The sequence below is a fragment of the Mycolicibacterium canariasense genome, assembly GCF_002101555.1.
GTDB classification, from domain to species: domain Bacteria; phylum Actinomycetota; class Actinomycetes; order Mycobacteriales; family Mycobacteriaceae; genus Mycobacterium; species Mycobacterium canariasense.
Genome location: NZ_LQOL01000042.1, coordinates 225,216 through 249,781, shown reverse-complemented (window position 1 = coordinate 249,781; position 24,566 = coordinate 225,216). Strand labels below are relative to the sequence as shown.

Sequence of the window (24,566 nt, the reverse complement as noted above, 5' to 3'; positions counted from 1 at the left end):
GATGCGCGCTTACAGCGCTCAGGCTGGATGCGCGCTTACAGCGCGGCGAGAATGTCGTTGACCCGGTCCCGCGCATCGCCGAACAGCATCTGGGTGTTCTCCCGGAAGAACAGCGGGTTCTGCACCCCGGCATAGCCGGACGCCATGGACCGCTTGAACACGATGACGTTCTCGGCGTTCCACACCGTCAGCACCGGCATGCCGGCGATCGGTGAGCCCGGGTCCTCCGACGCCGCCGGGTTGACGGTGTCGTTGGCGCCGATGACGAGCACCACCGAGGTCTCGGGGAAGTCGTCGTTGATCTCGTCCATCTCCAGCACGATGTCGTAGGGCACCTTGGCCTCGGCCAGCAGCACGTTCATGTGGCCGGGCAGCCGGCCTGCGACGGGGTGGATGCCGAACCGCACGTTGACCCCGCGCTCGCGTAGCTTGCGGGTCAGGTCGGCCACGCCGTACTGGGCCTGCGCCACGGCCATGCCGTACCCGGGGGTGATGATCACCGACTCCGCCGAGCCCAGCAGTTCGGCCGCGCCCTCGGCGGTGATCTCCCGGTGCTCGCCGTAGTCCTTGTCTTCGGCCGGCCCCGCCTCGATCCCGAAACCACCGGCGATCACGGAGATGAACGAGCGGTTCATCGCCTTGCACATGATGTAGGACAGATACGCGCCGGAGGACCCCACCAGTGCGCCGGTGATGATCAGCAGGTCGTTGGACAGCAGGAAGCCCGACGCGGCCGCGGCCCAACCGGAGTAGCTGTTGAGCATCGACACCACTACGGGCATGTCACCGCCGCCGATGGACGCCACCAGATGCCAGCCCAGCAACAGCGCGAGCGCGGTGACCACGATGAGCAACCACAGCTGCGGGGAGATGACGAACCACACCGTCAGCGCGAAGAACAGCACCAGCGCACCGACGTTGAGGAAGTTCTTGCCGGGCAGCATCAGCGGGGCCGACTTGATCCGCGCCGACAGCTTGAGGTTGGCGACGATCGAGCCGGTGAACGTCACCGCACCGATGAACACGCCGACGAACACCTCGGCCGAGTGGATGCCGAGCATGCCCTCGCCGGCCAGGTGCGCGGCTTCGGCACCCGCGGCGTCGGCCTCGACATGCAGGTAGCCATTCCAGCCGACCAGCACCGCGGCCAGACCGACGAAGCTGTGCAGCAACGCGATCAGCTCGGGCATCCCGGTCATCTCGACCACCCGGGCCCGCCATAGACCGATCGCCGCGCCGATGGCCATGGCGCCCACCAGCAGCCCGAGCCCGAGTGGTTCGATGCGCCGGTCCAGCGCCAGGGCGATGGTCGCGATCAGCGCGACGGCCATCCCGGCCATGCCGAAAGTGTTTCCGGCCTTTGATGTTTCATGCTTGGACAGTCCGGCCAGCGCCAGGATGAACAGCAGCGCGGCAACGACGTACGCCGCCGTGGCGGCGGTTTCAACGGTGAACACGTTAGCTCCTCGAGAACATCGCCAGCATGCGGCGTGTCACCGCGAAGCCACCGAAGACGTTGATGCTGGCGAGCAGGATGGCCGCCGCCGACAGGGCGGTGACAACCACGTCACCGTGCCCGATCTGCAGCAGCGCGCCGACGACGATGATGCCGGAGATGGCGTTGGTGACCGACATCAGCGGGGTGTGCAGCGCGTGGTGCACGTGGCCGATCACGTAGTAGCCGATCACGATCGCCAACGCGAAGACCGTCAGGTGCACCTGCAGGGCCACCGGCGAGATCGCGATCAACACGAACAGCGCCGCGGCCACCCCGAAACTCAACCCCAACCGGCGGCCGGTCGACATCGGCTCCTTGGCCTTCGGTGCCTCGACCGGGGCGGCTGCTGCGGCGGCCGCGGGGGCGGCCGAGACCTGCACCGGTGGCGGCGGCCAGGTGGTCTGTCCGTCGCGCACGACGGTCACCGAGCGCTGGACGACGTCGTCCCAGTCGAGTGCCAGCTGCCCGTCCTTCTCCGGGGTGAGCAGCTTGAGCAGGTTGACCAGGTTGGTGCCGTACAGCTGGGAGGCCTGGGCGGGCAGCCGGCCGGCCAGGTCGGTGTAGCCGATGATCGTCACGCCGTTGTCGGTGACGACGGCCTGGTCCTTCACCGTGCCCTCGACATTGCCGCCGTTGGCCGCCGCCATGTCGACGACCACACTGCCGGGCTTCATCGAAGCCACCATCTCGGCGGTGATGATCCGCGGCGCGGGACGGCCCGGGATCAACGCGGTGGTGATGATGATGTCGACGTCCTTGCACTGCTCGGCGTACAGCGCCGCCTCGCGGGCCTTGTAGTCGTCGTCCATCTCCTTGGCATAGCCGGTGGCCGACACTTCGGCCTTCTCGTTCGCCACGGACAGGTACTCCCCGCCCAGCGAGGCGACCTGATCGGCGACCTCCGGCCGTGGATCGGTGGCCCGCACGATGGCACCCAGGCTGCCCGCGGCGCCGATCGCGGCCAGGCCGGCAACCCCGGCGCCCACCACCAGCACCTTGGCCGGCGGCACCTTGCCCGCGGCGGTCACCTGGCCGGTGAAGAACCGGCCGAAGGCGTGCGCGGCCTCGACGACGGCGCGGTACCCGGCGATGTTGGCCATCGAGGACAGCACGTCCAGCGACTGGGCCCGCGAGATGCGCGGCACCGCGTCCATGGCCAGCACCGTGATGGGCCGGGCGGACAGCTTCTCGACCAATTCGGGATTCAGTGCCGGCGAGATGAGGCTGACGAGCGTCGCCCCGTCGCGCAGCGCGGTGATCTCGGCGTCGGTCGGTGCGTTCACCTTCAACACCACATCGGCCTGCCAGGGATCGCCGATTTCGGCGCCGGCCTCGACATATGCCGCATCGGAGAAGCTGGAGGCGGCGCCTGCGCCGGGCTCGACCACTACGGAGTAGCCCAGCTTGATGATCTGCCCGACGGTTTGCGGTGTGGCGGCGACGCGCGTCTCACCCGGTAGAGACTCGCGCGGTATCGCGATGATCATCGGAAGAGTCTCGCATCCACGGGCCGGGTCGGCGTTGCCCACCCCTGAAGCGGTGAACGAATGTTCACAGCCAGTCGCGGCGTTTGAACATGACGTAGAGCAGGACGACCAGCACGACGATCAACGTCGAGCTGGCGATGAACCCGACGACGGTGTTGATCCCGGGATAGCTGACGTTCTGACCGTAGAAGCCGGTGATGGCGGTCGGCACCGCGATGATGGCCGCCCAGCCGGTGAGCTTCTTCATCACCGTGTTCAGCCGGGCATCCTGCAGGGACAGGTTGGTTTCGAAGACGGTGGTGACCATGTCGCGCAGGGATTCGGTCCACTCCGAGGCGCGCAGGACGTGGTCGTACAGGTCCGCGTACAGCGGGTCCAGTTCGGGTGCCGTCCTGGAGTCCAACCGGCGGTGCTGGATGGTGCTGACGACCTCGCGCATCGGTAGCACCACGCGCCGCAACTGGACCAGGTCCTTGCGCATACGGAAGGTCCGCCGTTGCAGCCCGTGCCGGGGGCCGCGTTCGTCGAACAGTTCGTCCTCGAGTGATTCGATCGCGTCGTCGAGGGCCTGCACCGCCTCGAAATGCCCGTCCACCACCACGTCCAGCAGGCCGTGCACCAGGGCACCGACGCCGTGCTCCTGCCCGCCCAATTCGTCGAAGCGCTGTGACACCTCTTCCATGTCGAGGTCGGCGGCGCCGTCGGCGCCGATCGGCGGGAGCCGTACCGTGATCAGTCCGCGCGGCAGCACGAACGCCGAGATCCGGTGTTTGACCAGGGTGGCGGTGGTGTCGTCGTCGGGCTCGACGGTGTCCACCGCATACACCGTGAAGAAGGTGTGGGTGTGGTAGACCGACGCCTTGGTGCGCTCCATCGGTGCCATGGCGTCCTCGACCGCCCAGATGTTGAGCCCGAGCTCCTCGGCCAACCGGCGCAGGGACTCGTGGTCGGGGTCGTAGATGTCGGCCCACACCAGGGTGTCCTCGGCGGCCAGACAGTCGGAGATCGCCGAGAACGTGAAACCGTCGACGGGATTGCCGTCGCGCCAGATCCGGCCTCGCACCTGCGTCATGGCGGTCCCACCAGATTCCCGCGCCGGACGTTCTCCCGGCAGGTCGCGGTCCTGATGGGTTTCGGCGACACACACCTGTACCTGCTGTTCGATCCCGGGTGGGTAGACCCGGTCGATGGCCGCCGGCGGAGCCACCGGGGCCGGCACGGTGCCGGAATACAGCGACCACATGGTGTCGCCGGTGCTGGGGAGCCGGGCGCAGTAGGCCTTCTCGCCGGTGCCGCTCTGACCTGCCGCGCCGAGGGTGGCACAGTCCGCACCGATGAGGACGACCGGTACAGCGGGTGCAGCGGTGCGGTGGTTGTCGGGCTGCCGCTGGCTCATCAGATAGGCGGCCAGTGCCACCCCGGCCGCGACCAGCACGGCCACGGCGGCCACCGCCAGCCGGGCGCGGTTGGTCCGGGTCGCGGTCTCGGGTTTGCGGTAGACGTGCGCCGGCATCGTGAGATCGGCGGGGGTGCCGATGCTGGCCCGCAGCGCGGCAGCGAACTCCGCGCAGGTGTCGAAGCGGTCACCGGGTGCTTTGGCCAGTGCGCGCGAGAGCACCGGGTCCAGCTCGGCGAGGTCTGGTCGCCGGCCGGCGATCGCCGGCGGAGGGGCGGTGATGTGCTGGCTGATCACCGCGGCCGGGTTGTCGTGCAGATACGGCGGTGTGCCGGTCAACAGCTCGAAAGCCGTTGCCGCAAGCGAGTATTGGTCAGCTCGACCGTCGACGTCGGCGCCCATCAGCTGTTCGGGGGCGGCGTAGGCCACGGTGCCGACGGTCATGCTGGTCGCGGTCAGCCGCGTGGTGTCGCCCATCCGGCGCGCGATACCGAAATCGGCCAGCAGCACGCGGGGCCACTCGGCGCCGATATCGGTGAGCAGGATGTTGGCGGGCTTGATATCGCGATGCAGCAGCTTGCGCTGATGCGCGTAGTCCAGGGCATCGGCCACCGCGCCGACGATGTGCAGCGCTTCCCCGCCGGGCAGGGCACCGCGCTCGCGCAGCAGTTGGCCGGCGTCGGTGCCCTCGACGTACTCCATCGAAATCCACAACTGCCCGTCGTGCTCTCCGCGGTCGTACACCCGCACAATGCTCGGGTGCATGAGGTCGGCGGCGAAGTCGGCTTCCCGGTCGAAGCGGGCCCGGTATTCGGTGTCAGCGCTGACGTCCTTGCGCAGCACCTTGATGGCATCCTGGCGCGGTAGCCGTGGATGCTGGGCCAGATAGACCTCGCCCATGCCGCCGGAGCCGAGAAGACGCACGATGGTGTAACCGGCGAACCGCTCACCGGGCGCTATCGACAAAGGTCGCCTCCTACCGTCCCTCAGCTCATTGTTGCCGAATTGTCGCAGGGTAAAACGCAGACCTCCGCATCTGGCGGGTCGACGCGGAAGTCTGTGAATGCCGCGGGCGGCCGGGCGCACCGGCACGCGCGCTTACAACTCGCTGTGAGCGCAGCCATTCACCACGCGTTCCCGTCGCCGTATAGAAGGGCAGCGTGGACCTGACACCGCACTGCTGTCGTACGAGCGCGTCGTCAATTCGCTTCGGTGCATGGAGAGTTCAGGGAGAACGTGTCGGTTTTCGTCGATATCACCCCGGACGAGGCGGTCGGTGCCGCGCCGTCCTGACCCGCGTCGACGCGGCTCCACAAATCGCAGCAAAAAAGGCACCCGCCGCGGCGGGTGCCTTTTTGGTGGATCGACCTAGACCGGGGGGTACGCCGGGGGCGGGTACACGCCGCGCAGACCCCAGGCCAGCCAGCTGAAGAAGAACTCACCCTCGTCGCTGATGTCGTAATCCGGATTCGGATCCATAGTGCCTCCCCAGCCTGGCCTCGTTTGGTCGAGTGTAACGCGATTGTGCCCGGGTCTGACATCCGAACCGCGCGATTGCCTAGACTGGCCAACCAGTTGATTGGTCCCCGGTTCGCCCGGTCTGCAGATAGTGAGTTGTCATGTCCACGGAATCCACCAACGGGTCCTCCCGGCGGGAAGAGTTGCTGGCCGTCGCCGCCAAGCTCTTCGCCGCCCGCGGATACCACGGCACCCGGATGGATGACGTCGCCGACGCCGTCGGGTTGAACAAGGCCACGGTCTACCACTACTACGCCAGCAAGTCCCTGATCCTCTGGGACATCTACAAGCGCACCGCCGATTTCACCGTCGACGCGCTGCACGACGACTCGAGCGCGCCCGCCCGCGAGACCATCTATCACTTCACCCGGCGACTGCTGACCGGCATCGCCAACGATCTGGAGGCGGCGGCCGTCTACTTCCAGGAGGGCCCGTACATCACCGAGTGGTTCACCGAGGAACAGGTCGAATACATTCGCAAGGCCGAGGCCACCGTCTACGAGCACGTGCGCGACGTGATCGACCGGGGCATCGCCAGCGGCGAGTTCTACGACTGCGATTCGCATGTGCTGGCCCTCGGCTACATCGGGATGACGCTCGGCGCCTACCGCTGGCTGCGCCCGCACGGCCGCCGTACCGCCCAGGAGATCGCGGTGGAATTCAGCACCGCCCTCCTGCGCGGATTGATCCGCGACGAAGCGGTCCGCACCGAGGGGCCGCTGGGCGGTGCCAGCCATGAGTGACCTGTTCCGGATCGACGGCAAGGTCGCCGTGGTCACCGGCGGCGGGCGCGGTATCGGCGTGATGATCGCGCGCGGGCTGCTGCAGTCCGGTGCGGCGAAGGTGTATCTGGCGGCCCGCAAGGCGGCCGAATTGGACGCCGTGGTGGCCGAATTGGCGCCGCTGGGCACCGTCGAGGGCATCCCCGCCGACCTGGGCACCGCCGAGGGGGTGCAGGCCCTGACCGCCGCGGTGACCGCGAAAGAGGACGCCGTGCACCTGCTGTTCAACAACGCGGGCGCGGCCTGGGGTGCACCGTTCGACGAGTTCCCGGAGTCCGGGTTCGACAAGGTCTTCGATGTCAACGTCAAGGGCGTCTTCCTGCTGACCCGCGCGCTGGTGCCGCTTCTGACCGCCGCCGCCACCGAGGATGACCCGGCCCGGGTGATCAACACCGGCAGCATCGACGGGTTCCTGGTACCGGAGAAGGGCAGGGGCAACTTCTCCTACAGCGCCAGCAAGGCGGCCGTGCACATGCTGACCAAGCATCTGGCCGGTGAGTTGGCCCCCAAGATCCTGGTGAATGCCATTGCCCCCGGGCTGTTTCCGTCCCGGATGACGAAGGTGATGCTGGCGGCCGGGGAAGAGGCGGTGGGCTCGCTGCTGCCGCTGGGCCGGGTCGGGCAGCCCGACGACATGGCCGGTATCGCGGTGTTCTTGGCCAGCCGGGCCAGCAGTTACATCACCGGCGCGGTGATCCCGGTCGACGGCGGCGTGAGCACCATCCGCTGACATCCGCTCAACCGACGGGCAGCTGGAACCGGCCCCACGCCAGCAGCACGAAGACCCCGAGAAAGACGATATCGCCGGCCAGGTACAGCCATTCGCCGCGACGAAAGCGGGTGGTCGCCGCTCCGGCCATGAACAGTGCCAGACCACAGGCGGCGACCGGTGTCAGCACCGGCGCGACGCCCAGCAAGCCGGGCAGCACCAGACCGATCGCACCGGCCAGCTTGATCGCCCCGATCACCTTGAGCTGACCGTCGCCGAAGTCGTCGACCCAGTGCTGGCTGGCGGCCAGCGCCCGGTACCGCTGCCGCGATGCCAGCAGCAGGGTGGCGCCGCCCGCCAGATAGGCGGTGGCGGCGAGGCCGGTGATGATCCACAGCGTGGTGTTCATGGATGCTCGTCCTTTCGTGGTTACGTCGGCCCGTGCCGACTCGTCACCCTTGTGACGGATCCGCACGACGAGAGGTAACGCATGACGGCCAACACCGAACTGGCGGAGATTTTCGAGCAGCAGCGACCCCGACTGCTCGCGGTCGCACGGCGGGTGCTGGGTTCACCGTCGGATGCCGAGGACGCCGTCCAGGAAGCCTGGCTGCGGCTGTCGCGGCAGGACGCGGTGGAAATTGAGAACCTCGCCGGGTGGCTGACCACCGTCGTCGGCCGCATCTGCATCGACATCCTGCGGTCGCGCACGAGCCGGCCCGAGGTCGCGTTCGAAGCCGGCATCCCCGAACTCGTGGTCACCGCGGATGTCGAGACGCCGGAGGAGTCCGCGGTGCAGGCCGATTCCGTCGGCCTGGCGCTCCTCATCGTGCTGGGATCGCTGCGCCCGGAGGAACGGCTGGCCTTCGTGCTGCACGACATGTTCGCCGTGCCGTTCGCCGAGATCGGCCAGATCCTGGACAAATCGACCGACGCCGTCAAGATGCTGGCCAGCCGGGCGCGGCGGAAGGTGCAGGACCTGCCGCCGCCCAGCACCGACCGGCGCCGGTATGAGCAGCGCCGCGTGGTCGATGCTTTCCTGGCTGCCGCCCGGGACGGCGACTTCGACGCCCTGCTGCGCGTGCTGGACCCGGACATCAGGTGGCAGCGCTACACGGCCCGCGGTCTGACCGCCGGAACCGGGCCGGCCGAGATCGTCGACGCGGCCCGCCGCGGCCACCGATCACGCGTCGTCGCTCGGCGCGTCCTGGTCAACGGCGAGCCGGGCATCCTGGCCTGGGGACCGTCGGGCCGGCCGGTGGGCGTCATGGCGTGCACCGTCTCGAACGGCCGGATGGTCGGCATCGTGTCCATCGTCGACCCCGTCCGGTTGGCGCAGCTGTCACTGCCGCCCGGGTTGTCTGCGGGTGACGACTAACCTTGGCGACATGAAGTCGACCATCCTGTCTCGGCGTGACCTCGATTTCCTGCTCTACGAATGGCTTCGGGTCGACGAGCTGACCTCCCGGCCCCGGTTCGCCGAGCATTCCCGCGAGACCTTCGACGGCGTGCTCGACCTGTGCGAGCAGCTGGCCGAACGCTACTTCGCCCCGCACAACAAGCGTAGCGACGTCCACGAACCCACCTTCGACGGCACCACGGTGACGGTCATCCCGGAGGTGAAGGAAGCGCTGCAGGCGTTCGCCAAGGCGGACCTGGTCGGGATGGGCTTCGACACCGAACTCGGCGGCGCACAGTTGCCCGCGACGGTCGCCCAGGCCGGGTTCGCCTGGATCTCGGCGGCCAATGTCAGCACCTCCGGGTACCTGATGCTGACCATCGCCAACGCCAATCTGATCGCCAAATTCGGTACACCAGAACAGATTTCGACGTGGGTCCAGCCGATGCTCGCCGGTCGGTTCACCGGCACCATGGCGCTGTCGGAGACCCAGGCCGGGTCCTCGCTGGCCGATATCACCACCCGCGCCGAACCTCAGGCTGACGGCACGTACCGGCTGCACGGCACCAAGATGTGGATCTCCGGTGCCGAGCACGAACTCACCGACAACATCGTCAATCTGGTGCTGGCCAAGATTCCCGGTGGGCCGGCGGGTACCAAGGGCATCTCGCTGTTCATCGTGCCCAAATTCCTGGTCGATGCGGACGGGTCGATCGGGGCCCGAAACAACGTCGCGATCTCGGGGCTCAACCACAAGATGGGCCAGCGCGGCATCACCAACACGGTGCTGAACTTCGACGGCGCCGAAGGCTATCTGGTCGGGGAGCCGCACCGCGGCATCGTCTACATGTTCCACATGATGAACGAGGCGCGCCTGGCCGTCGGCATGGGTGCGGTGTCGCTCGGCTACACCGGCTACCTGAAATCACTGGAGTATGCCAGGGAACGCCCGCAGGGCCGACTGGTCAAGGATCCGTCCACTCCGCAGGTGCCGATCATCGCCCATGCCGATGTGAAGCGGATGCTGTTGGCGCAGAAGGCCTATGTGGAGGGCGCGTTGGGGTTGGCGCTGTATTGTGCGCGGCTGGTCGACACCGAGGAAACCGACCTGTTGGACATCTTGACCCCGGTGGCCAAGAGTTGGCCGTCGCAGTGGTGCCTGGAGGCCAACAACCTGGCGATCCAGGTGCTCGGCGGCTACGGCTACACCCGCGAGTACGACGTCGAACAGCACTACCGGGACAATCGACTGAACCCCATCCACGAGGGAACGCACGGCATCCAGAGTTTGGACCTGTTGGGACGCAAGGTGACTCAGCGCGAAGGGGCCAGTATGGCGGCCCTGTCCGAGCGTATCGCGGCGACGGTGGCGGCCGCCGGTGATCACGAATTCGGTGCCCAGCTCGACGCGGCGTGGCAGCGGCTGGTCGAGGTGACCGGCGGCATGTTCGCCTCCGGTGACATCGAGGCCGCGATGGCCAACAGTGCCATCTATCTTGAGGCGTTCGGGCATATCGTCATCGCCTGGATCTGGCTGGAACAGTTCCTGGCGGCCGACGGCAAGCACGGCGACTTCTACGACGGGAAACGCCAAGCCGCCCAGTACTTCTACCGCTACGAACTACCCAAGACGGCACCGCAACTGGATCTGCTGGCCAGCCTGGACCGCACCACGCTGGACATGCGGGACGAGTGGTTCTGACCGGCTAGAACTCGATGATCTGCCGCACGGCCGTCCCGTCGGCCAGCGCGTCCATCGCGGCATTGATCTGATCGAGGGTGATCATCGAGGACACCAGCGTCTCCACCGGCAGCCGGCCGGCCCGCCACAGCTCGACGAACCGCGGGATGTCGCGGGCCGGCACCGCCGACCCCAGATAGCTGCCGATCAGCGACCGGCCTTCGGCCACCAGGGCCAACGGCGACAAGCTGATGCGCGCGTCCGGGCGCGGCAGCCCGACGGTGATGGTCTTGCCGCCCGGCGCGGTCAGCCCGACGGCGGTTTCCAGTGCCGCGGGATGCCCGACGGCCTCGATCACCACCTCGGCCTTCACCCCGGATGCGTCCTCGGGCGCGTAGGTCTCGTGGGCGCCGAGCTCGCGTGCGCGAGACAGCTTCTCGGGCAACCGATCCACCGCGGTCACCCGCACGTCGTCGTGCGCGAGCGCGGTGAGCATCGCCGCCATCCCGACGCCGCCCATCCCGACGACGGCCACCGTCTGGCCCGGCGCGGGCCGCCCGGCGTTGAGCACCGCACCACCGCCGGTGAGTACCGCGCACCCCAACAGCGATGCCACCACCGGCGGGACATCGTCGTCAACCGGCACCACCGACCGCCGGTCCACCACGGCATGGGTGGCGAACCCGGACACGCCGAGATGGTGCAGCACACCGTCACCGAGCCGGATCGCCCCGGACAGCAGCGTGCCCGCCCCGTTGGCGGCGCTGCCGGGGATGCACGGCGCCAGCCCGTCCGTCGCGCAGGCGCTGCACTGCCCGCAGCGCGGCAGGAATGTCATCACCACTCGTTGCCCCGCGCGCAGATCCGATGTGCCGCCGACCTTCTCGATCACACCCGCGGCCTCATGCCCCAGCAGCATCGGCACCGGCCGGACCCGATTACCGTCCACCACCGATAGGTCGGAATGGCACAGCCCGGCCGCCTCGATCCGCACCAGCAGCTCACCGTCGCCGGGATCGGCCAGGTCCAGTTCGGTGACCCGCAGCGGTCGCGACTCGGCGTAGGGGGCGGGCGCCCCGATGGTCTCCAGCACGGCACCACGAATCCTCATCCCTCCAGCCTGACAGACTGGCCGCCATGGACCTGACGAGTGCCGACTTTCCGGTGCACTGGCCGGTGCAGACCCGCTGGACCGACAACGACATGTTCGGGCACCTCAACAACGCGGTGTACTACGAACTGTTCGACACGGCCATCAACGCCTGGATCGGCACGGGCACCGGCATCGACGCGATGACGGCACCGTGGCTGGGTGTGGTCGCCGAATCGGGGTGCCGGTACTTCGCCGAGCTGAAGTTCCCGGCGGCCCTGGTGGTCGGGCTGGCCGTCACCCGGTTGGGCACCAGCAGCGTCACCTATCGCACCGCGCTGTTCGAAGACGGCCAACCCTTGGCCGCGGGGTCTGATTCGCGGCTCGCCGCGGTCGGCTCCTGGGTGCACGTCTACGTCGACCGCGACACCCGCAGGCCGGTGCCCATCCCGGAGGCCATCCGGGAGCTACTCAGCGGCGCCGTGGTCTGACAACCACCGCGCGATCGCCGCGACACCGTCGGAGAAGAAGATCCGGTACGGCCGGTCGGCGACATAGCCGAGATGCGGGGTGGTGACCACACCGGGCATGTCCCGCAATGGGTGCCCGAGCGGCAGCGGTTCGGTGTCGAACACGTCCAGCCCCGCCCCGGCGATCGAGCCGGAGCGCAGCGCATCGATCAACGCCGCCTCGTCGACGATCGGGCCCCGGGACGTGTTGACCAACAAGGCGGTCGGTTTCATCGCCGCGAGTTCGGCGGCGCCGATCAGGCCACGGGACCGGTCACCGAGTTTCAGGTGCACCGTCAGCACGTCGACGGTGCCGAAGAACTCGTCACGCGACAGGTACCGGGCGCCGGCCTCGGCGGCCGCCTCGGGCGTCATGTTGGTGCTCCACGCCACCACCTCCATGCCGAAGGCCGCGCCGATCCGCGCCACCCGCGGCCCGATCCGCCCCAGGCCCAGCACACCGAGTACGCGGCCCTCGAGTTCGCGACCCACCCCGAGCTGCCAACCGCCCTCGGCGACTGCCCGGCTCTCGGCAACCAGGTTGCGGGCCGTCGCCAGGATCAGCGCCCAGGTGAGCTCCACCGTCGATGCCACGGAGCCGCCGGTGTGGCTGACCTCGATGCCGAGCTCGGCGGCCGCGGCCATGTCGATCGACGCGTTCGCGTTGCCGGTCGAGGCGATCATCCGTAACCGCGGCAGCCGGGTGAGGACGCTGCGCGGCAACGGGGTTCGCTCACGCATCACGAACAACACGTCGAACGGCGCCAACCGGGTGATCAGCGCCGCCTCATCGGCCAGATGATCGTCGAAGACCGTCACCTCGGCGCGCGAGGTGACGGACGACCAGTCGGCCATCTGCAGGGCGACGTTCTGGTAGTCGTCGAGGACGGCGACCCGGATCGGTGTGCTCACGGCCCTTATAGAATCGCCCGATGCCCATCGTGAGCAAGACCGAAGAGGTCACCGCCTCCGCCGCGGCGATCATGGCGATCGTCGCCGACTTCGAGGCGTATCCGCAGTGGAACGAGGAGATCACAGGTCTCTGGATTCTCGCGCGATACGAGGACGGGCGGCCCAGCCAGCTCCGGCTGGACACCAAGGTCCAGGGCATGGACAGCACCTTCATCCAGGCCGTCTACTACCCGGGCGAAAACCAGATCCAGACCGTGCTGCAGCAGGGGGACATCTTTTCCAAGCAGGAGCAGCTGTTCTCGGTCGTCGAGATGGGGGCGACATCCCTGCTGACCGTCGACATGGACGTCGAGGTGTCGATGCCCGGCGTCCCGTCGATGATGGTCAAGAAAATCGCCAACGACGCGCTGGAGCACTTGGCCGGCAACCTCAAGAAGCGCGCCGAGGAACTGGGCGCCTGACACGCCGAGTTCGACGTTTCGCCGATTTCTTCTCGCACTTTCGCGCCCGTTTGATCAATTGGGCGGGCTAGGTCCAGAGGCCGAGTTCGTCCAGCCGCCGGGTCAGCCGGCGGGCGCCGTCGGAGAACTGGTTGCGGGTCAGCCGTACCACCTCGTCCGCGTCGCGGCGGCGCAGCGCGGCCACCAGCTGGCGATGGTTGTCCACCGCGTCGGCACCCCAGGACGGGTCGGCGGCGTACAGATTGGGCGGCAGGTAGCGCGCGGCGTGCAGGAGAAACCAGGCCAGCTTGATGCGGCCGGCGGACCGGTTGAAGGCGCGGTGAAAGGCGAACTCCGCCAGAGCGATCGATTCGGCGTCCCCGGAGTCGACGGCCTCGGACAGCGCGTCGGTCAGCCGGGACAGCTCGTCGATCTGGTCCTCGGTGATCCGGGCGGCGGCCGACGCCGAGATCTCGGTCGCGATGGTTGCCTGCAACCAGAAGATGTCGGCGATGTCGTCACGGGTGAACGGTGACACCACGTGCCCGCGGTGCGGTTCCAGCTGCACCATGCCCTCGCCGCGCAGGGTGCGCAACGCCTCGCGCACCGGCGTGATGCTCACGCCCAGCCGGGCCGCCGTCTCGTCCAGGCGCACGAAGGTGCCGGGCCGCAAGGTGCCCGACATGATGGCCGCCCGCAGATATGGGCGGCCACTTCGTCGGACAGCTGTTCGCGCCGGCTGATGGGCGCGGGTGTGGCGGGTGCGTTCACGGTCGGGGCGCGCTGCCTTTCACAAAGTCGGAAGTTTGTCCGCACGCCATTCTCGTCATAGTGTGACCGCGGCGACACAAGATTTGATCAAATATCACGGACGCGCAACTCCACGACTGAAAAGGCTCTCCCGTTGACCACTCAGCCGCTGCCCACCGATCAGCCGTATCTCGCCCGTCGACAGAACTGGACCAACCAGCTGGCCCGGCACGCGCTGATGCAGCCTGATCAGACGGCGTTGCGCTACCTGGGCCACACCACCACCTGGGGTGAGCTGGATCGACGGGTGACGGCGCTGGCCGGGGCCCTGCAGCGCCGAGGCGTGCAGTTCGGCGATCGGGTGCTGGTGCTGATGCTCAACCGCACCGAGTTCATCGAGTCCGTCCTGGCCGCCAACCGGCTGGGCGCCATCGCGGTGCCGGTGAACTTCCGGATGACCCCGCCGGAGATCGCCTTCCTGGTCGGCGATTGCGAAGCCCGGGTGGTCATCACGGAATCGGTGCTGGCGCCGGTCGCGGTGGCGGTACGTGCGCTCGACCCGACGCTGGCCACGGTCATCGTCGCCGGCGCGACCGACGATCTTCCCAACCTCGAAGGCTACGAGGACCTGGTCGCCGAGCCGGGTGCGGCTCCCGCGCCGGTGGACATCCCCAACGACTCCCCGGCGCTGATCATGTACACCTCGGGCACCACCGGGCGACCCAAGGGCGCGGTGCTCACCCACACCAACATCGCCGGGCAGGCGCTGACCCATCTGTTCACCAGCGGCGCCGACCTCAACAACGACATCGGCTTCATCGGTGTCCCGCTGTTCCACATCGCCGGGATCGGCAACATGATCACCGGCCTGCTGCTGGGCTTGCCGACGGTGCTCTATCCGCTCGGCGCGTTCGATCCCGGTGCCCTGCTGGACGTGCTCGAAGCCGAGAAGGTCACCGGGATCTTCTTGGTTCCGGCGCAGTGGCAGGCGGTCTGCGCCGCGCAGCGGGCCAAGCCGCGCGACCTCCGGCTGCGGGTGCTGTCCTGGGGTGCGGCCCCGGCATCCGATACGTTGCTGCGCGAGATGGCCGAGACGTTCCCCGGCGCGAACATCCTGGCCGCGTTCGGGCAGACCGAGATGTCGCCCGTCACCTGTATGTTGTTGGGGCAGGATGCAATTCGCAAACTCGGCTCGGTCGGCCGGGTGATCCCGACGGTCTCGGCCCGGGTGGTCGACGAGGATATGAACGACGTGCCGCGCGGGCAGGTCGGCGAGATCGTGTACCGCGCACCCACGCTGATGGCGGGCTATTGGAACAACCCGAAGGCCACCGCGGAGGCGTTCGCCGGTGGCTGGTTCCACTCCGGTGACCTGGTGCGGCAGGACGACGAGGGTTACGTCTGGGTGGTCGATCGTAAGAAGGACATGATCATCTCCGGCGGCGAGAACATCTACTGTGCCGAGGTGGAGAACGTTTTGGCCGGTCACCCGGCCATCGCCGAGGTCGCGGTGATCGGCAGGCCGCACCCCAAGTGGGGCGAGGTGCCCGTCGCCGTGGTAGCCCTCGGTGCGGTCGCCGAGGCCCGGTTGACGCTGGCCGAACTCGATGATTTTCTCAGCGATCGGTTAGCTCGCTACAAGCATCCCAAGGCGCTGGAGATCGTCGACGCATTGCCCCGCAATCCGTCGGGCAAAGTGCTGAAAACAGAGCTGCGTGCACTGTTCGGTATCGAAAACGTCGTTGACGCCGACGAAAGTTCTACTGCGGCAACGGTTTCTAACGCGACTTCGGTAAGGTAACCGGTCGGCATGGCTTTGCTAACGGTTGCGATGTTAATAAAGCAGTTGCCCAACACCGCCGGTACCGGATCGGGTACAGTCCTGTGGTCCGTCTTACTACCCGTCAGTAGGGAGATGGAGATCACAGCCATGGGGTTGGGGCCGGAAATGGGCAGGGAGGGGACGTGCACCACGTGATTCCAGTCCGCGACCGCGACAGGAGCGGGCGAGGGTGACGGCGAGCAACGGGCTGGTCGACTACGTCCGTGATCAATTGGAGAAGCCCCTGACCATGGTCGGTGGCTTCTTCAAGATGTGCGTGCTTACCGGCAAGGCGCTGCTGACGCGGCCGTTCCAGTGGAAGGAGTTCGTCCTTCAGAGCTGGTTCCTGATCCGGGTCGCCTTCCTTCCGACTCTCGCGGTCTCCATCCCGCTGACCGTCCTCATCATCTTCACGCTCAACATCCTGCTGGCCGAGTTCGGCGCCGCCGACGTGTCCGGCGCGGGTGCGGCCCTCGGCGCGGTCACCCAGCTGGGTCCGCTGGTGACGGTGCTCGTGGTGGCCGGAGCCGGCTCGACGGCCATCTGCGCCGACCTGGGTGCCCGCACCGTCCGGGAGGAGATCGACGCCATGGAGGTGCTCGGCATCGACCCGATCGAGCGCCTGGTGGCGCCGCGGGTGGTGGCCTCGACCTTCGTGGCGTTCCTGCTCAACGGCGCGGTGATCACCATCGGTCTGGTCGGTGGCTACTTCTTCGGTGTCTACATCCAGAACGTCAACGCCGGCGCCTATGTCTCGACGCTGACGCTGCTCACCGGATTCCCCGAGGTGATGATCTCGGTCATCAAGGCCACCCTGTTCGGTTTGATCGCCGGGCTGGTCGGCTGCTACCGGGGCCTCACGGTGGCCGGTGGTTCCAAGGGTGTGGGCACCGCGGTGAACGAGACGCTGGTGCTGTGCGTGGTGGCGCTGTTCGCGGTCAACGTCGTGCTGACCACCATCGGCGTGCGATTCGGGACCACGACATGAGGGCCCTCAAGTGAGTACAGCAGCGGTTCTTCGCACCCGGTTCCCGCGCGCCTTCGGCCGAGCGACCGGCTATGCCGGCGCGCCAGGCCGATTCCTGGACAGCATCGGGCATGTCGCCTGGTTCGTGGTCACCGCCGTCGGGCACCTTCCGCACGCGTTCAAGAACTACCGTCGCGAAGCGCTGCGCCTGGTTGCCGAGATCGGCATGGGCACCGGCGCCATGGCCGTCATCGGCGGCACCGTCGCGATCATCGGCTTCGTCACCCTGTCGGCCGGCTCGCTGATCGCCATCCAGGGTTTCGCGTCGCTGGGCAATATCGGCGTCGAGGCCTTCACCGGGTTCTTCGCCGCACTGGCCAACATCCGCGTCGTCGCACCGGTGGTCACCGGCCAGGCCATGGCCGCCACCGTCGGTGCCGGCGCCACCGCCGAGCTCGGCGCCATGCGCATCAGCGAGGAGATCGACGCCCTGGAAGTGATGGGTATCAAGTCGATCTCGTACCTGGTGTCCACCCGACTGATGGCCGGCTCGATCGTCATCATCCCGCTCTACGCGATGGCGATCCTGCTCTCGTTTTTGTCCGCGCAGTTGGTGACGACGCTGTTCTACGGGCAGTCGGTGGGCACCTACGAGCACTACTTCCACACGTTCCTGCGGGTCGACGACGTCATGTGGTCGTTCCTCGAGGTCATCATCATGTCGATCATCGTCATGCTCAACCACTGCTACTTCGGCTATTACGCCAGCGGCGGTGCGGTGGGCGTGGGTGAAGCCGTGGGGAGGTCGATGCGTACATCTCTGATCGCCATCGTGCTGGTGGTGCTGCTGGCCTCGTTGGCCCTGTACGGCACCGACCCGAACTTCAACCTGACGGTGTAGCGAGATGACCGCGCCTGCAACTTCAGTGAACAAGTCCAAGACGCCGCCCTACAAGCTGGCGGGTCTCGTGCTGCTGCTCGTGGTGGCCATCGTGCTCACCCTGACCTGGTTCCAGTTCCGCGGCTATTTCGACAAGAAGGCCACGTTGGTGGTGATGGCAGAGCGGGCCGGGTTGTCGATGGATCCGGGGTCGAAGGTGACGTTCAACGGGGTGCCGATCGGGCGGCTGAAATCGGCGGGTGTGGTGACCGATGGCGAGGAGTCCCGCGCGAAGCTGACGCTGGATGTGGAGCCGCAGTATCTGAAGATGATCCCGGCGAACGTAGATGCCGAGTTGCGGGCGACGACGGTGTTCGGCAACAAGTACATCTCGTTCCTGTCGCCGGCCGATCCGTCGCCGGACAAGCTCAAGCCGGATGCGGTGATCAACGCGAACAGCACCACCACCGAGTTCAACACGTTGTTCGAGACGATCATGGGGATCGCGCAGCAGGTGGATCCGGTGAAGCTGAATCAGACGTTGACCGCGGCGGCGCAGGCCCTGGACGGGTTGGGCGAGCGGTTCGGTCAGTCGTTGGTCAACGGTAATGACATCCTGGGTGAGCTCAATGCGCGGATGCCGTCGATCCGCCGGGATACCCAGGGGTTGGCGGATCTGTCGACGGTGTATGCGGATGCGGCGCCGGATCTGTTCGACGGGCTCAAGAGTGCGGTGGTGACGGCGCGCACGCTCAATGCCGAGCGGGGCACCATCGATACGGCGTTGATGTCGGCGGTGGGGTTCGGTAACAACGCCGGTGATGTGTTGGAGCGGGGTGGGCCGTATCTGGTGCGGGGTGCCCAGGATCTGTTGCCGACCACGAAGTTGTTGGATTACTACAGCCCCGAATTGCTGTGCACGCTGCGCAATTTCCACGACGCCGCGCCGAAACTCGCTGCGGCGCTTGGTGGTGACGGCTACTCACTGCAGACCAATACCGAGCTGCTCGGCGCGGGCAACCCGTACGTGTATCCGGACAACCTGCCGAGGGTCAACGCCCGCGGTGGGCCGGAAGGGCGGCCGGGCTGCTGGCAGCCGATCACTCGGGACCTGTGGCCCGCACCGTATCTGGTGATGGACACCGGGGCCAGCATCGCGCCGTACAACCACTTCGAGCTCGGCCAGCCGCTGGCCACCGAGTACGTGTGGGGCCGCCAAGTGGGGGAGAACACGATCAACCCATGAGCGCAGCGAATCGACAAATGGCATGCGGGACCCGAGCCTGCGAGGGAGCCGCATGAGTATTAGAGGCACGCTCTTCAAACTCGGTGCGATCTCGGCGGTGTTGCTCACGTTCACCGCCATCATCTTCGTGGTGTTCGCCCAGGTCCGATTCGACAAGACCACCGGATACTCGGCGATCTTCGACAACGTCAGCGGCTTGCGCAGCGGCCAGTTCGTCCGCGCCTACGGTGTCGAGGTAGGCAAGGTCGAGGACGTGACGCTGATCGACGGCGGTCGGCACGTCCGCGTCGACTTCGAGGTGCAGAACGATCTTCAGCTGTTCCAGCAGACCACGGCGGCGATCCGCTACCTGGACCTGATCGGTAACCGCTACCTCGAACTGCGTCGCGGGGACAGCGACAAGATCCTGCCGCCGGGCGGCACCATCCCGCGCGAGCTCACCCAGCCCGCCCTGGATCTCGACGCTCTGGTCGGTGGGTTCCGCCCGCTGTTCAAATCGCTGGACCCGGACAAGGTCAACAACATCGCCAATTCGCTGATCACGATCTTCCAGGGGCAGGGCGGCACCATCAGCGACATCCTGGACCAGACGGCCGAGCTGACCTCGACGCTGGCCTCGCGTGACCAGGCCATTGGTGAGGTGATCACCAACCTCAACACCGTGCTGGACACCACCGTCAAGCACCAGCAGCAGTTCGACGACACGCTGAAGAACTTCGAGGCGCTGATCACCGGCCTGAAGAACCGGGCCGACCCGATCGCCTCGTCGGTCGCCGACATCAGCAATGCCGCAGGCTCGTTGGGCGACCTGCTGGCCGACAACCGGCCGCTGCTGCGGGACACCCTCGGCTATCTGGAGACCACCCAGCAACCGCTGATCGACCAAAAGGATGAGGTGAACAACATCCTGCAGCAGATCCCTGCGTCGCTGAAGATCATCGGCCGCGCGGGCGGCATCTACGGTGACTTCTTCAACTTCTACGTGTGCGACCTGTCGCTGAAGCTCAACGGGCTGCAGCCGGGCGGACCGGTCCGCACCGTCAAGGTGGTCACCCAGCCGTCGGGCAGGTGCACGCCGAAATGAGGACGATCCAGGGTTCGGACCGCGCCCGTAAGGGCGTGATGGGCGTGATCACCGTGGCGCTGGTCATCGGTGTCGGCTCCAGCCTCACCAGTGTGCCGATGCTGTTCGCGGTGCCCACCTACTACGCGCAGTTCAACGACACCGGCGGCCTGAACGTCGGCGACAAGGTGCGCATCGCCGGTGTCGACGTCGGCGATGTCACGAGCATGGACATCAAGGGCGACAAGGTCGAGATCGGCTACACCCTGGGCGGCCGGGAGATCGGCACCGAGAGCCGGGCCGCGATCCGCACCGACACCATCCTGGGCCGCAAGAACATTCAGGTGGAGCCGCGCGGCAACACGATCCTCAAGCCCCGCGGATCGCTGCCGGTCGAGCAGACCCAGACGCCCTACCAGATCTACGACGCGTTCCTCGACGTCACCCGCGCCTCGCAGGGCTGGGACACCCAGGCGGTCAAACAGTCGCTGAACGTGCTGTCCGAGACCGTCGACCAGACCTCACCGCACCTGAGCGCCGCGCTCAAGGGTGTGCAGGAGTTCTCCGACTCCCTCGGCAAGCGCGACGAGCAACTCAAGCAATTGCTGGCCAACGCCGGCAAGATCGCGACGGTGCTCGGTGACCGCAGCGGTCAGGTGAACGCCCTGTTGGTCAACGCGCAGACGCTGCTGGCCGCGATCAACGAGCGCCGCCAGGCCGTCAGCCTGCTGCTGGAGCGGATTTCGTCGGTATCCCAGCAGATCACGGGATTCATCAACGAGAATCCGAACCTCAACCGCGTGCTCACCCAGCTGCAGACGGTCAGCGGCATCCTCAACGAGCGCAAGAACGACCTCGCCGACACCCTGAGTCTGGCCGGCAAGTTCATCATCTCGCTGGCCGAGGCGCTGGCCTCCGGCCCGTACTTCAAGGTGCTGCTGGCCAACCTGCTGCCGCCGACGCTGCTGCAGCCGTTCGTGGACGCGGCGTTCAAGAAACGCGGCATCGACCCCGAACAGTTCTGGCGCAACTCCGGTCTGCCGGCCTTCCGGTTCCCGGATCCCAACGGAACCCGATTCGAGAACGGCGCGCCGCCACCGGCGCCGACGCCGATCGAGGGCACGCCGGAGAATCCCGGTCCCGCGGTGCCGCCCGGCTCGCCGTGCTCGTACACGCCGCCGGCCGACGGTCTGCCCCGTCCGGGCGACCCGTTGCCGTGCGCGCATCTGGGAGTCGGTCCCTTCGGTGACAACCCCTATGGGCCCAACTACGGAGCGCCCAATGTGGCGACGTCGCAGCCGAATCCGGACGGGATCGGCCCGAACCCGGGTGTCCCGTCGGCGGCCATCCCCGGTCAGGTGGCGCCCGACGTGCCCGGTACGCCGGTGCCGATCGCGCCCGGTCCGCCCGGCGCGCGGACGGTTCCCGTCGGCCCGCCCGGAGTGCCCACACCGCCGGGAGACATCCCCGGTCGCGCGGTACCCGCACCGCTGCTGCCGCCCGGACCGCCGGCGCCGCCCGGACCCGGCCCGCAGCTGTCCCCGGTGGGCACCGAGCCGCTGCCGGGTAACCCGCCGTTCCTTCCGCCCGGATCTCAGGGAGGGGCCCCGTAAATGTCGAGCGTCTTCAACATCCGCAACATCAAGCTGCCGCACTTCTCCCGTACGGCGGTGATCCTCACCGCCATCGTGGTGGCGGTGGCCATCGGCGCCGGCGTGGTGGGCTGGAACGTCTACAAGAAGCTGACCACCACCACGGTCACCGCGTACTTCCCCGAGGTGCTCGCGCTGTATCCCGGGGACAAGGTCCTCATCATGGGTGTGCAGGTCGGCAAGATCGACTCGATTACCACCGACGGCGACAAGATGAAGGTCGTCTTCCACTGGAACAGCAAGTACAAGGTGCCCGAGAACGCGTCGGCGTCGGTGCTCAACCCCAGCCTGGTCGCCTCCCGCGTGATCCAGCTGTCACCGCCCTACACGGGCGGGCCGGCGATGGCCGACGGTGCGGTGATCCCGTTGGAGCGCACCCAGATTCCGGTCGAGTACGACGAGTTGCGGGACCAGGTGACCCGGCTGCTGGCCGATCTGGGCCCGACGAAGGAACAGCCCAAGGGCCCGTTCGGTGACATCATCGAGTCCTTCGCGGACGGGTTCGCCGGCAAGGGCGAGCAGTTCAACAAGACGATCCAGGGCCTGTCCGAAGCGCTGGACGCCTTGCACCAGGGCCGCGGCGACATCGTCGCGGTGATCAAGAGCCTGGCGACGTTCGTCAACGCGCTGTACAAGAACGACCAGCAGTTCGTGGCGCTGAACAACGACCTGGCGCAGTTCACCAACTCGTTCACCAACACCGACCGTGAGGTGGCCACCGCACTGCAGGAACTCAACCAGGTGCTGGGTACCACCCGAAAGTTCCTAGACGAGAACCAGAAACCGCTGACCACCGACATCAAGAACCTGTCGGACGTGACCACCGCGATCCTGCAGCCGGACCCGCGCAACGGCTTGGAGACCGGTCTGCACGCCTACCCGAACCTGGTGTCCAACGTCGTCAACATCGTGTCACCCAACCAGGGCGGCATCGTGACCGTCCCGGTGCTGCCCGGCGTCACCAACTTCTCCAACCCGCTGAACTTCATCTGCAGCACCATCCAGGCCGGTAGCCGGTTGGGTTATCAGGAATCCGCGGAGTTGTGTGCCCAGTACCTGGCGCCGATCCTGGACGCCATCAAATTCAACTACCTGCCGTTCGGGATGAATCTGGCCAGCACCGCGATGACGCTGCCCAAGCAGATCGCCTACTCCGAGCCGCGGTTGCAGCCGCCGCCGGGGTACAAGGACACCACGGTGCCGGGCATCTGGTCGCGTGACACGTTGTTCTCGCACGGCAACCACGAGCCGGGCTGGATCGTGGCCCCGGGCATGCAAGGCGTGCAGGTGCAGCCGTTCACGCAGAACATGCTGACTCCGGAATCGTTGGCGGAGTTGATGGGCGGCCCGGACATCGTCCCGCCGGCCGCGCCGCCGGCCTTCGGTGTGCCGCCCGGCGGCAACCTGCCCGGCCCGCCGAACGCCTACGACGAGTCCAATCCGCTTCCGCCGCCGTGGTATCCGCAGCCGGGCCCGCCGCCGGCACCGGCTCCGGGCGTGCTGCCCGGTGACCCGCTGGGGGCCATCGCCCCGGCGCCGCCGGCCGCTCCGGCCGCCGGTCCGGCACCCGCGGGACCGCCACTGCCCGCCGAGGCCGGAGGGGGTAACTGATGCTGACACGCAACTGGAAGCGGACCGGCAGGCGCACCGCCGCGCTCGCGGTGGCCGCGCTGGCCCTGAGCTCCTGCTCGCAGTGGCGCGGGGTGGCCAACGTGACGCTGCCCGGGGGGCCCGGCACCCAGGACGGGCACTCCACCATCTACATCCAGATGCCGGAAACGTTGGCGCTCAACGCCAACAGCCGGGTCCGGGTGGCCGACGTGTTCGTCGGCCGGGTCAAGGCCATCCAACTGAAGAACTGGGTGCCGACGCTGACCGTGGACCTGGAACCGGGTGTCAAGCTGCCGTCCAACGTGCTGGCCAAGATCGGCCAGACCAGTTTGCTGGGCTCCCAGCACGTCGAGTTGGACAGCCCGCCGGACCCGTCGCCGGTACCGCTGCGCAGCGGTGACACCATCCCGCTGAAGAACTCGTCGGCGTATCCGACCATCGAGCGCACGCTGGCCAGTATCTCGGGCATCCTCACCGGGGGCGGCATCCCCAACATCGAGGTGATCCAGAACGAGGTCAACAACATCCTGACCGGCCGGGCCGATCAGATCCGGGAGTTCCTCAACCGGCTGGACACCTTCACCGCAGAGATGAACAAGCAGCGCGACGACATCACCCGGGCCATCGACTCCACCAACCGGCTGCTGGCCGTGGTGGCGCAGCGCAACGACACGCTGGATCAGGTGCTCACCGAATTCCCGCCGTTGATCCAGCATTTCGCGGACACCCGCGATCTGTTCGCCGATGCGGTCACGGCCCTGGGCCGGGTGTCGGCCGCCGCCGACGACACGTTGAGCAACACCAACGCCAACCTGCACACCAACCTGGTGAACCTGCAGCGTCCGCTCAAGCAGCTGTCCAAGGCCTCGCCGTACCTGGTGGGTGCGCTGAAGCTGCTGCTGACGGTGCCGTTCAACATCGAGAACGTGCCGAAAGCCATTCGCGGTGACTACATCAACACGTCGGCGACCATCGACCTGACGTTGTCCGCGGTGGACAACGGCCTGCTGTCGGGCACCGGTGTGTCGGGCATGCTGCGGGCGCTGGAACAAGCCTGGGGCCGCGATCCGGCGACCATGATCCCGGACGTGCGGTTCACCCCGAACCCGCACGACGCCCCGGGCGGACCGCTCGTCGAACGGGGGGAGTGAGAC

At 67.3% G+C, this 24,566-nt stretch carries 21 protein-coding genes and 2 pseudogenes; 14 read left to right on the top strand and 9 right to left on the bottom strand.

Annotation, left to right across the window (positions count from 1 at the left end):
• Nucleotides 1–35: 35 nt before the first annotated feature.
• The 5 genes and pseudogenes from pntB to AWB94_RS34115 all read right to left on the bottom strand — a co-directional run bounded on the left by pntB (nt 36) and on the right by AWB94_RS34115 (nt 5,860).
• A complete protein-coding gene (gene pntB, locus AWB94_RS10450) occupies nt 36–1,457 on the bottom strand; it encodes a Re/Si-specific NAD(P)(+) transhydrogenase subunit beta (RefSeq protein WP_062660403.1) in 1,422 nt (473 codons plus the stop codon).
• Nucleotide 1,458: 1 nt separating this feature from the next.
• The gene (locus AWB94_RS10445) at nt 1,459–2,985 is read right to left on the bottom strand and encodes a Re/Si-specific NAD(P)(+) transhydrogenase subunit alpha (RefSeq protein WP_062660402.1); all 1,527 of its coding nucleotides are present in this window, start codon (nt 2,983–2,985) and stop codon (nt 1,459–1,461) included.
• Nucleotides 2,986–3,049: 64 nt separating this feature from the next.
• Entirely contained in the window at nt 3,050–4,057 is a 1,008-nt protein-coding gene (locus AWB94_RS10440) for a magnesium transporter CorA family protein (RefSeq protein ID WP_062660486.1), read from the bottom strand.
• A 666-nt stretch (nt 4,058–4,723) separates the two neighbouring features.
• Nucleotides 4,724–5,281, bottom strand: a pseudogene (locus tag AWB94_RS36185) (serine/threonine-protein kinase); the annotation flags it as partial.
• A 468-nt stretch (nt 5,282–5,749) separates the two neighbouring features.
• Nucleotides 5,750–5,860 (bottom strand): hypothetical protein, encoded by a 111-nt coding sequence (locus AWB94_RS34115; RefSeq protein ID WP_019514171.1) that lies wholly within the window; start codon nt 5,858–5,860, stop codon nt 5,750–5,752.
• A gap of 140 nt (nt 5,861–6,000) precedes the next feature.
• Here AWB94_RS34115 and AWB94_RS10430 point away from each other — a divergent pair, with 140 nt between their 5' ends.
• A complete protein-coding gene (locus tag AWB94_RS10430) occupies nt 6,001–6,642 on the top strand; it encodes a TetR/AcrR family transcriptional regulator (RefSeq protein WP_062660401.1) in 642 nt (213 codons plus the stop codon).
• Nucleotides 6,635–7,411 (top strand): SDR family oxidoreductase, encoded by a 777-nt coding sequence (locus AWB94_RS10425; RefSeq protein WP_062660400.1) that lies wholly within the window; start codon nt 6,635–6,637, stop codon nt 7,409–7,411. Before AWB94_RS10430 ends, AWB94_RS10425 begins: the two co-directional genes overlap by 8 nt.
• A gap of 7 nt (nt 7,412–7,418) precedes the next feature.
• On the opposite strand, the gene AWB94_RS10420 is transcribed toward AWB94_RS10425, so the two are convergent.
• Nucleotides 7,419–7,799, bottom strand: a complete 381-nt coding sequence (locus tag AWB94_RS10420; protein WP_062660399.1) for a DoxX family protein — start codon at nt 7,797–7,799, stop codon at nt 7,419–7,421.
• Nucleotides 7,800–7,880: 81 nt separating this feature from the next.
• Here AWB94_RS10420 and AWB94_RS10415 point away from each other — a divergent pair, with 81 nt between their 5' ends.
• On the top strand, nt 7,881–8,768 hold the full coding sequence (locus AWB94_RS10415; RefSeq protein WP_062660398.1) for a sigma-70 family RNA polymerase sigma factor: 888 nt from the start codon (nt 7,881–7,883) through the stop codon (nt 8,766–8,768).
• A 10-nt stretch (nt 8,769–8,778) separates the two neighbouring features.
• Entirely contained in the window at nt 8,779–10,491 is a 1,713-nt protein-coding gene (locus tag AWB94_RS10410) for an acyl-CoA dehydrogenase (protein WP_062660397.1), read from the top strand.
• 4 nt (nt 10,492–10,495) lie between these two features.
• Here AWB94_RS10410 and AWB94_RS10405 read toward each other — a convergent pair whose 3' ends face one another.
• Nucleotides 10,496–11,581: an alcohol dehydrogenase catalytic domain-containing protein gene (locus AWB94_RS10405; protein ID WP_062660396.1), complete on the bottom strand. Its 1,086-nt coding sequence runs from the start codon at nt 11,579–11,581 to the stop codon at nt 10,496–10,498.
• Nucleotides 11,582–11,607: 26 nt separating this feature from the next.
• Between AWB94_RS10405 and AWB94_RS10400 the strand changes: the two genes are divergently transcribed.
• Entirely contained in the window at nt 11,608–12,051 is a 444-nt protein-coding gene (locus tag AWB94_RS10400; protein ID WP_062660395.1) for an acyl-CoA thioesterase, read from the top strand.
• Here AWB94_RS10400 and AWB94_RS10395 read toward each other — a convergent pair.
• Nucleotides 12,028–12,924 carry a D-2-hydroxyacid dehydrogenase family protein gene (locus AWB94_RS10395; protein ID WP_062660485.1) on the bottom strand — a complete coding sequence of 299 codons (897 nt, stop codon included), beginning with the start codon at nt 12,922–12,924 and terminating at the stop codon, nt 12,028–12,030. The two genes, AWB94_RS10400 and AWB94_RS10395, sit on opposite strands and share 24 nt — an antisense overlap.
• A gap of 77 nt (nt 12,925–13,001) precedes the next feature.
• Between AWB94_RS10395 and AWB94_RS10390 the strand changes: the two genes are divergently transcribed.
• On the top strand, nt 13,002–13,442 hold the full coding sequence (locus AWB94_RS10390) for an SRPBCC family protein (protein WP_062660394.1): 441 nt from the start codon (nt 13,002–13,004) through the stop codon (nt 13,440–13,442).
• A 67-nt stretch (nt 13,443–13,509) separates the two neighbouring features.
• Here the strand turns inward: AWB94_RS10390 and AWB94_RS10385 are convergent.
• A pseudogene (locus AWB94_RS10385) lies at nt 13,510–14,192 on the bottom strand (GntR family transcriptional regulator).
• 133 nt (nt 14,193–14,325) lie between these two features.
• Between AWB94_RS10385 and fadD5 the strand changes: the two are divergent.
• From fadD5 to AWB94_RS10345, 8 genes are all read left to right on the top strand, one after another.
• A complete protein-coding gene (gene fadD5, locus AWB94_RS10380; RefSeq protein WP_062660393.1) occupies nt 14,326–15,972 on the top strand; it encodes a fatty-acid--CoA ligase FadD5 in 1,647 nt (548 codons plus the stop codon).
• A 211-nt stretch (nt 15,973–16,183) separates the two neighbouring features.
• Complete coding sequence (locus AWB94_RS10375; protein ID WP_024454954.1) at nt 16,184–16,981, top strand: MlaE family ABC transporter permease; 798 nt, start codon at nt 16,184–16,186, stop codon at nt 16,979–16,981.
• 10 nt (nt 16,982–16,991) lie between these two features.
• Complete coding sequence (locus AWB94_RS10370) at nt 16,992–17,861, top strand: ABC transporter permease (RefSeq protein WP_062660392.1); 870 nt, start codon at nt 16,992–16,994, stop codon at nt 17,859–17,861.
• A gap of 4 nt (nt 17,862–17,865) precedes the next feature.
• Nucleotides 17,866–19,086, top strand: a complete 1,221-nt coding sequence (locus AWB94_RS10365) for an MCE family protein (protein ID WP_062660391.1) — start codon at nt 17,866–17,868, stop codon at nt 19,084–19,086.
• Between the two features lie 52 nt (nt 19,087–19,138).
• Nucleotides 19,139–20,170, top strand: coding sequence for a virulence factor Mce family protein (locus AWB94_RS10360; RefSeq protein WP_062660390.1), 1,032 nt, complete (start codon nt 19,139–19,141; stop codon nt 20,168–20,170).
• The gene (locus AWB94_RS10355) at nt 20,167–21,762 is read left to right on the top strand and encodes an MCE family protein (protein ID WP_062660389.1); all 1,596 of its coding nucleotides are present in this window, start codon (nt 20,167–20,169) and stop codon (nt 21,760–21,762) included. Before AWB94_RS10360 ends, AWB94_RS10355 begins: the two co-directional genes overlap by 4 nt.
• The gene (locus AWB94_RS10350) at nt 21,763–23,412 is read left to right on the top strand and encodes a virulence factor Mce family protein (RefSeq protein WP_062660388.1); all 1,650 of its coding nucleotides are present in this window, start codon (nt 21,763–21,765) and stop codon (nt 23,410–23,412) included.
• Entirely contained in the window at nt 23,412–24,563 is a 1,152-nt protein-coding gene (locus AWB94_RS10345; protein ID WP_109762719.1) for a virulence factor Mce family protein, read from the top strand. The genes AWB94_RS10350 and AWB94_RS10345 overlap by 1 nt, the downstream gene beginning before the upstream one ends.
• Nucleotides 24,564–24,566: the final 3 nt, after the last annotated feature.

Excerpts from the sequence above, each read along its gene's own strand:
- AWB94_RS10400 (WP_062660395.1), top strand. The coding sequence starts at position 11,608 with ATGGACCTGACGAGTGCCGACTTTCCGGTGCACTGGCCGGTGCAGACC.
- AWB94_RS10350 (WP_062660388.1), top strand. The coding sequence starts at position 21,763 with ATGTCGAGCGTCTTCAACATCCGCAACATCAAGCTGCCGCACTTCTCC.
- AWB94_RS10440 (WP_062660486.1), bottom strand. The coding sequence starts at position 4,057 with ATGACGCAGGTGCGAGGCCGGATCTGGCGCGACGGCAATCCCGTCGAC.
- AWB94_RS10405 (WP_062660396.1), bottom strand. The coding sequence starts at position 11,581 with ATGAGGATTCGTGGTGCCGTGCTGGAGACCATCGGGGCGCCCGCCCCC.
- AWB94_RS10360 (WP_062660390.1), top strand. The coding sequence starts at position 19,139 with ATGAGTATTAGAGGCACGCTCTTCAAACTCGGTGCGATCTCGGCGGTG.
- AWB94_RS10355 (WP_062660389.1), top strand. The coding sequence starts at position 20,167 with ATGAGGACGATCCAGGGTTCGGACCGCGCCCGTAAGGGCGTGATGGGC.
- AWB94_RS10345 (WP_109762719.1), top strand. The coding sequence starts at position 23,412 with ATGCTGACACGCAACTGGAAGCGGACCGGCAGGCGCACCGCCGCGCTC.
- AWB94_RS10425 (WP_062660400.1), top strand. The coding sequence starts at position 6,635 with ATGAGTGACCTGTTCCGGATCGACGGCAAGGTCGCCGTGGTCACCGGC.
- AWB94_RS10395 (WP_062660485.1), bottom strand. The coding sequence starts at position 12,924 with ATGGCCGACTGGTCGTCCGTCACCTCGCGCGCCGAGGTGACGGTCTTC.
- AWB94_RS10430 (WP_062660401.1), top strand. The coding sequence starts at position 6,001 with ATGTCCACGGAATCCACCAACGGGTCCTCCCGGCGGGAAGAGTTGCTG.
- AWB94_RS10390 (WP_062660394.1), top strand. The coding sequence starts at position 13,002 with ATGCCCATCGTGAGCAAGACCGAAGAGGTCACCGCCTCCGCCGCGGCG.
- AWB94_RS10415 (WP_062660398.1), top strand. The coding sequence starts at position 7,881 with ATGACGGCCAACACCGAACTGGCGGAGATTTTCGAGCAGCAGCGACCC.
- AWB94_RS10365 (WP_062660391.1), top strand. The coding sequence starts at position 17,866 with ATGACCGCGCCTGCAACTTCAGTGAACAAGTCCAAGACGCCGCCCTAC.
- AWB94_RS10420 (WP_062660399.1), bottom strand. The coding sequence starts at position 7,799 with ATGAACACCACGCTGTGGATCATCACCGGCCTCGCCGCCACCGCCTAT.
- AWB94_RS10445 (WP_062660402.1), bottom strand. The coding sequence starts at position 2,985 with ATGATCATCGCGATACCGCGCGAGTCTCTACCGGGTGAGACGCGCGTC.
- AWB94_RS34115 (WP_019514171.1), bottom strand. The coding sequence starts at position 5,860 with ATGGATCCGAATCCGGATTACGACATCAGCGACGAGGGTGAGTTCTTC.
- AWB94_RS10410 (WP_062660397.1), top strand. The coding sequence starts at position 8,779 with ATGAAGTCGACCATCCTGTCTCGGCGTGACCTCGATTTCCTGCTCTAC.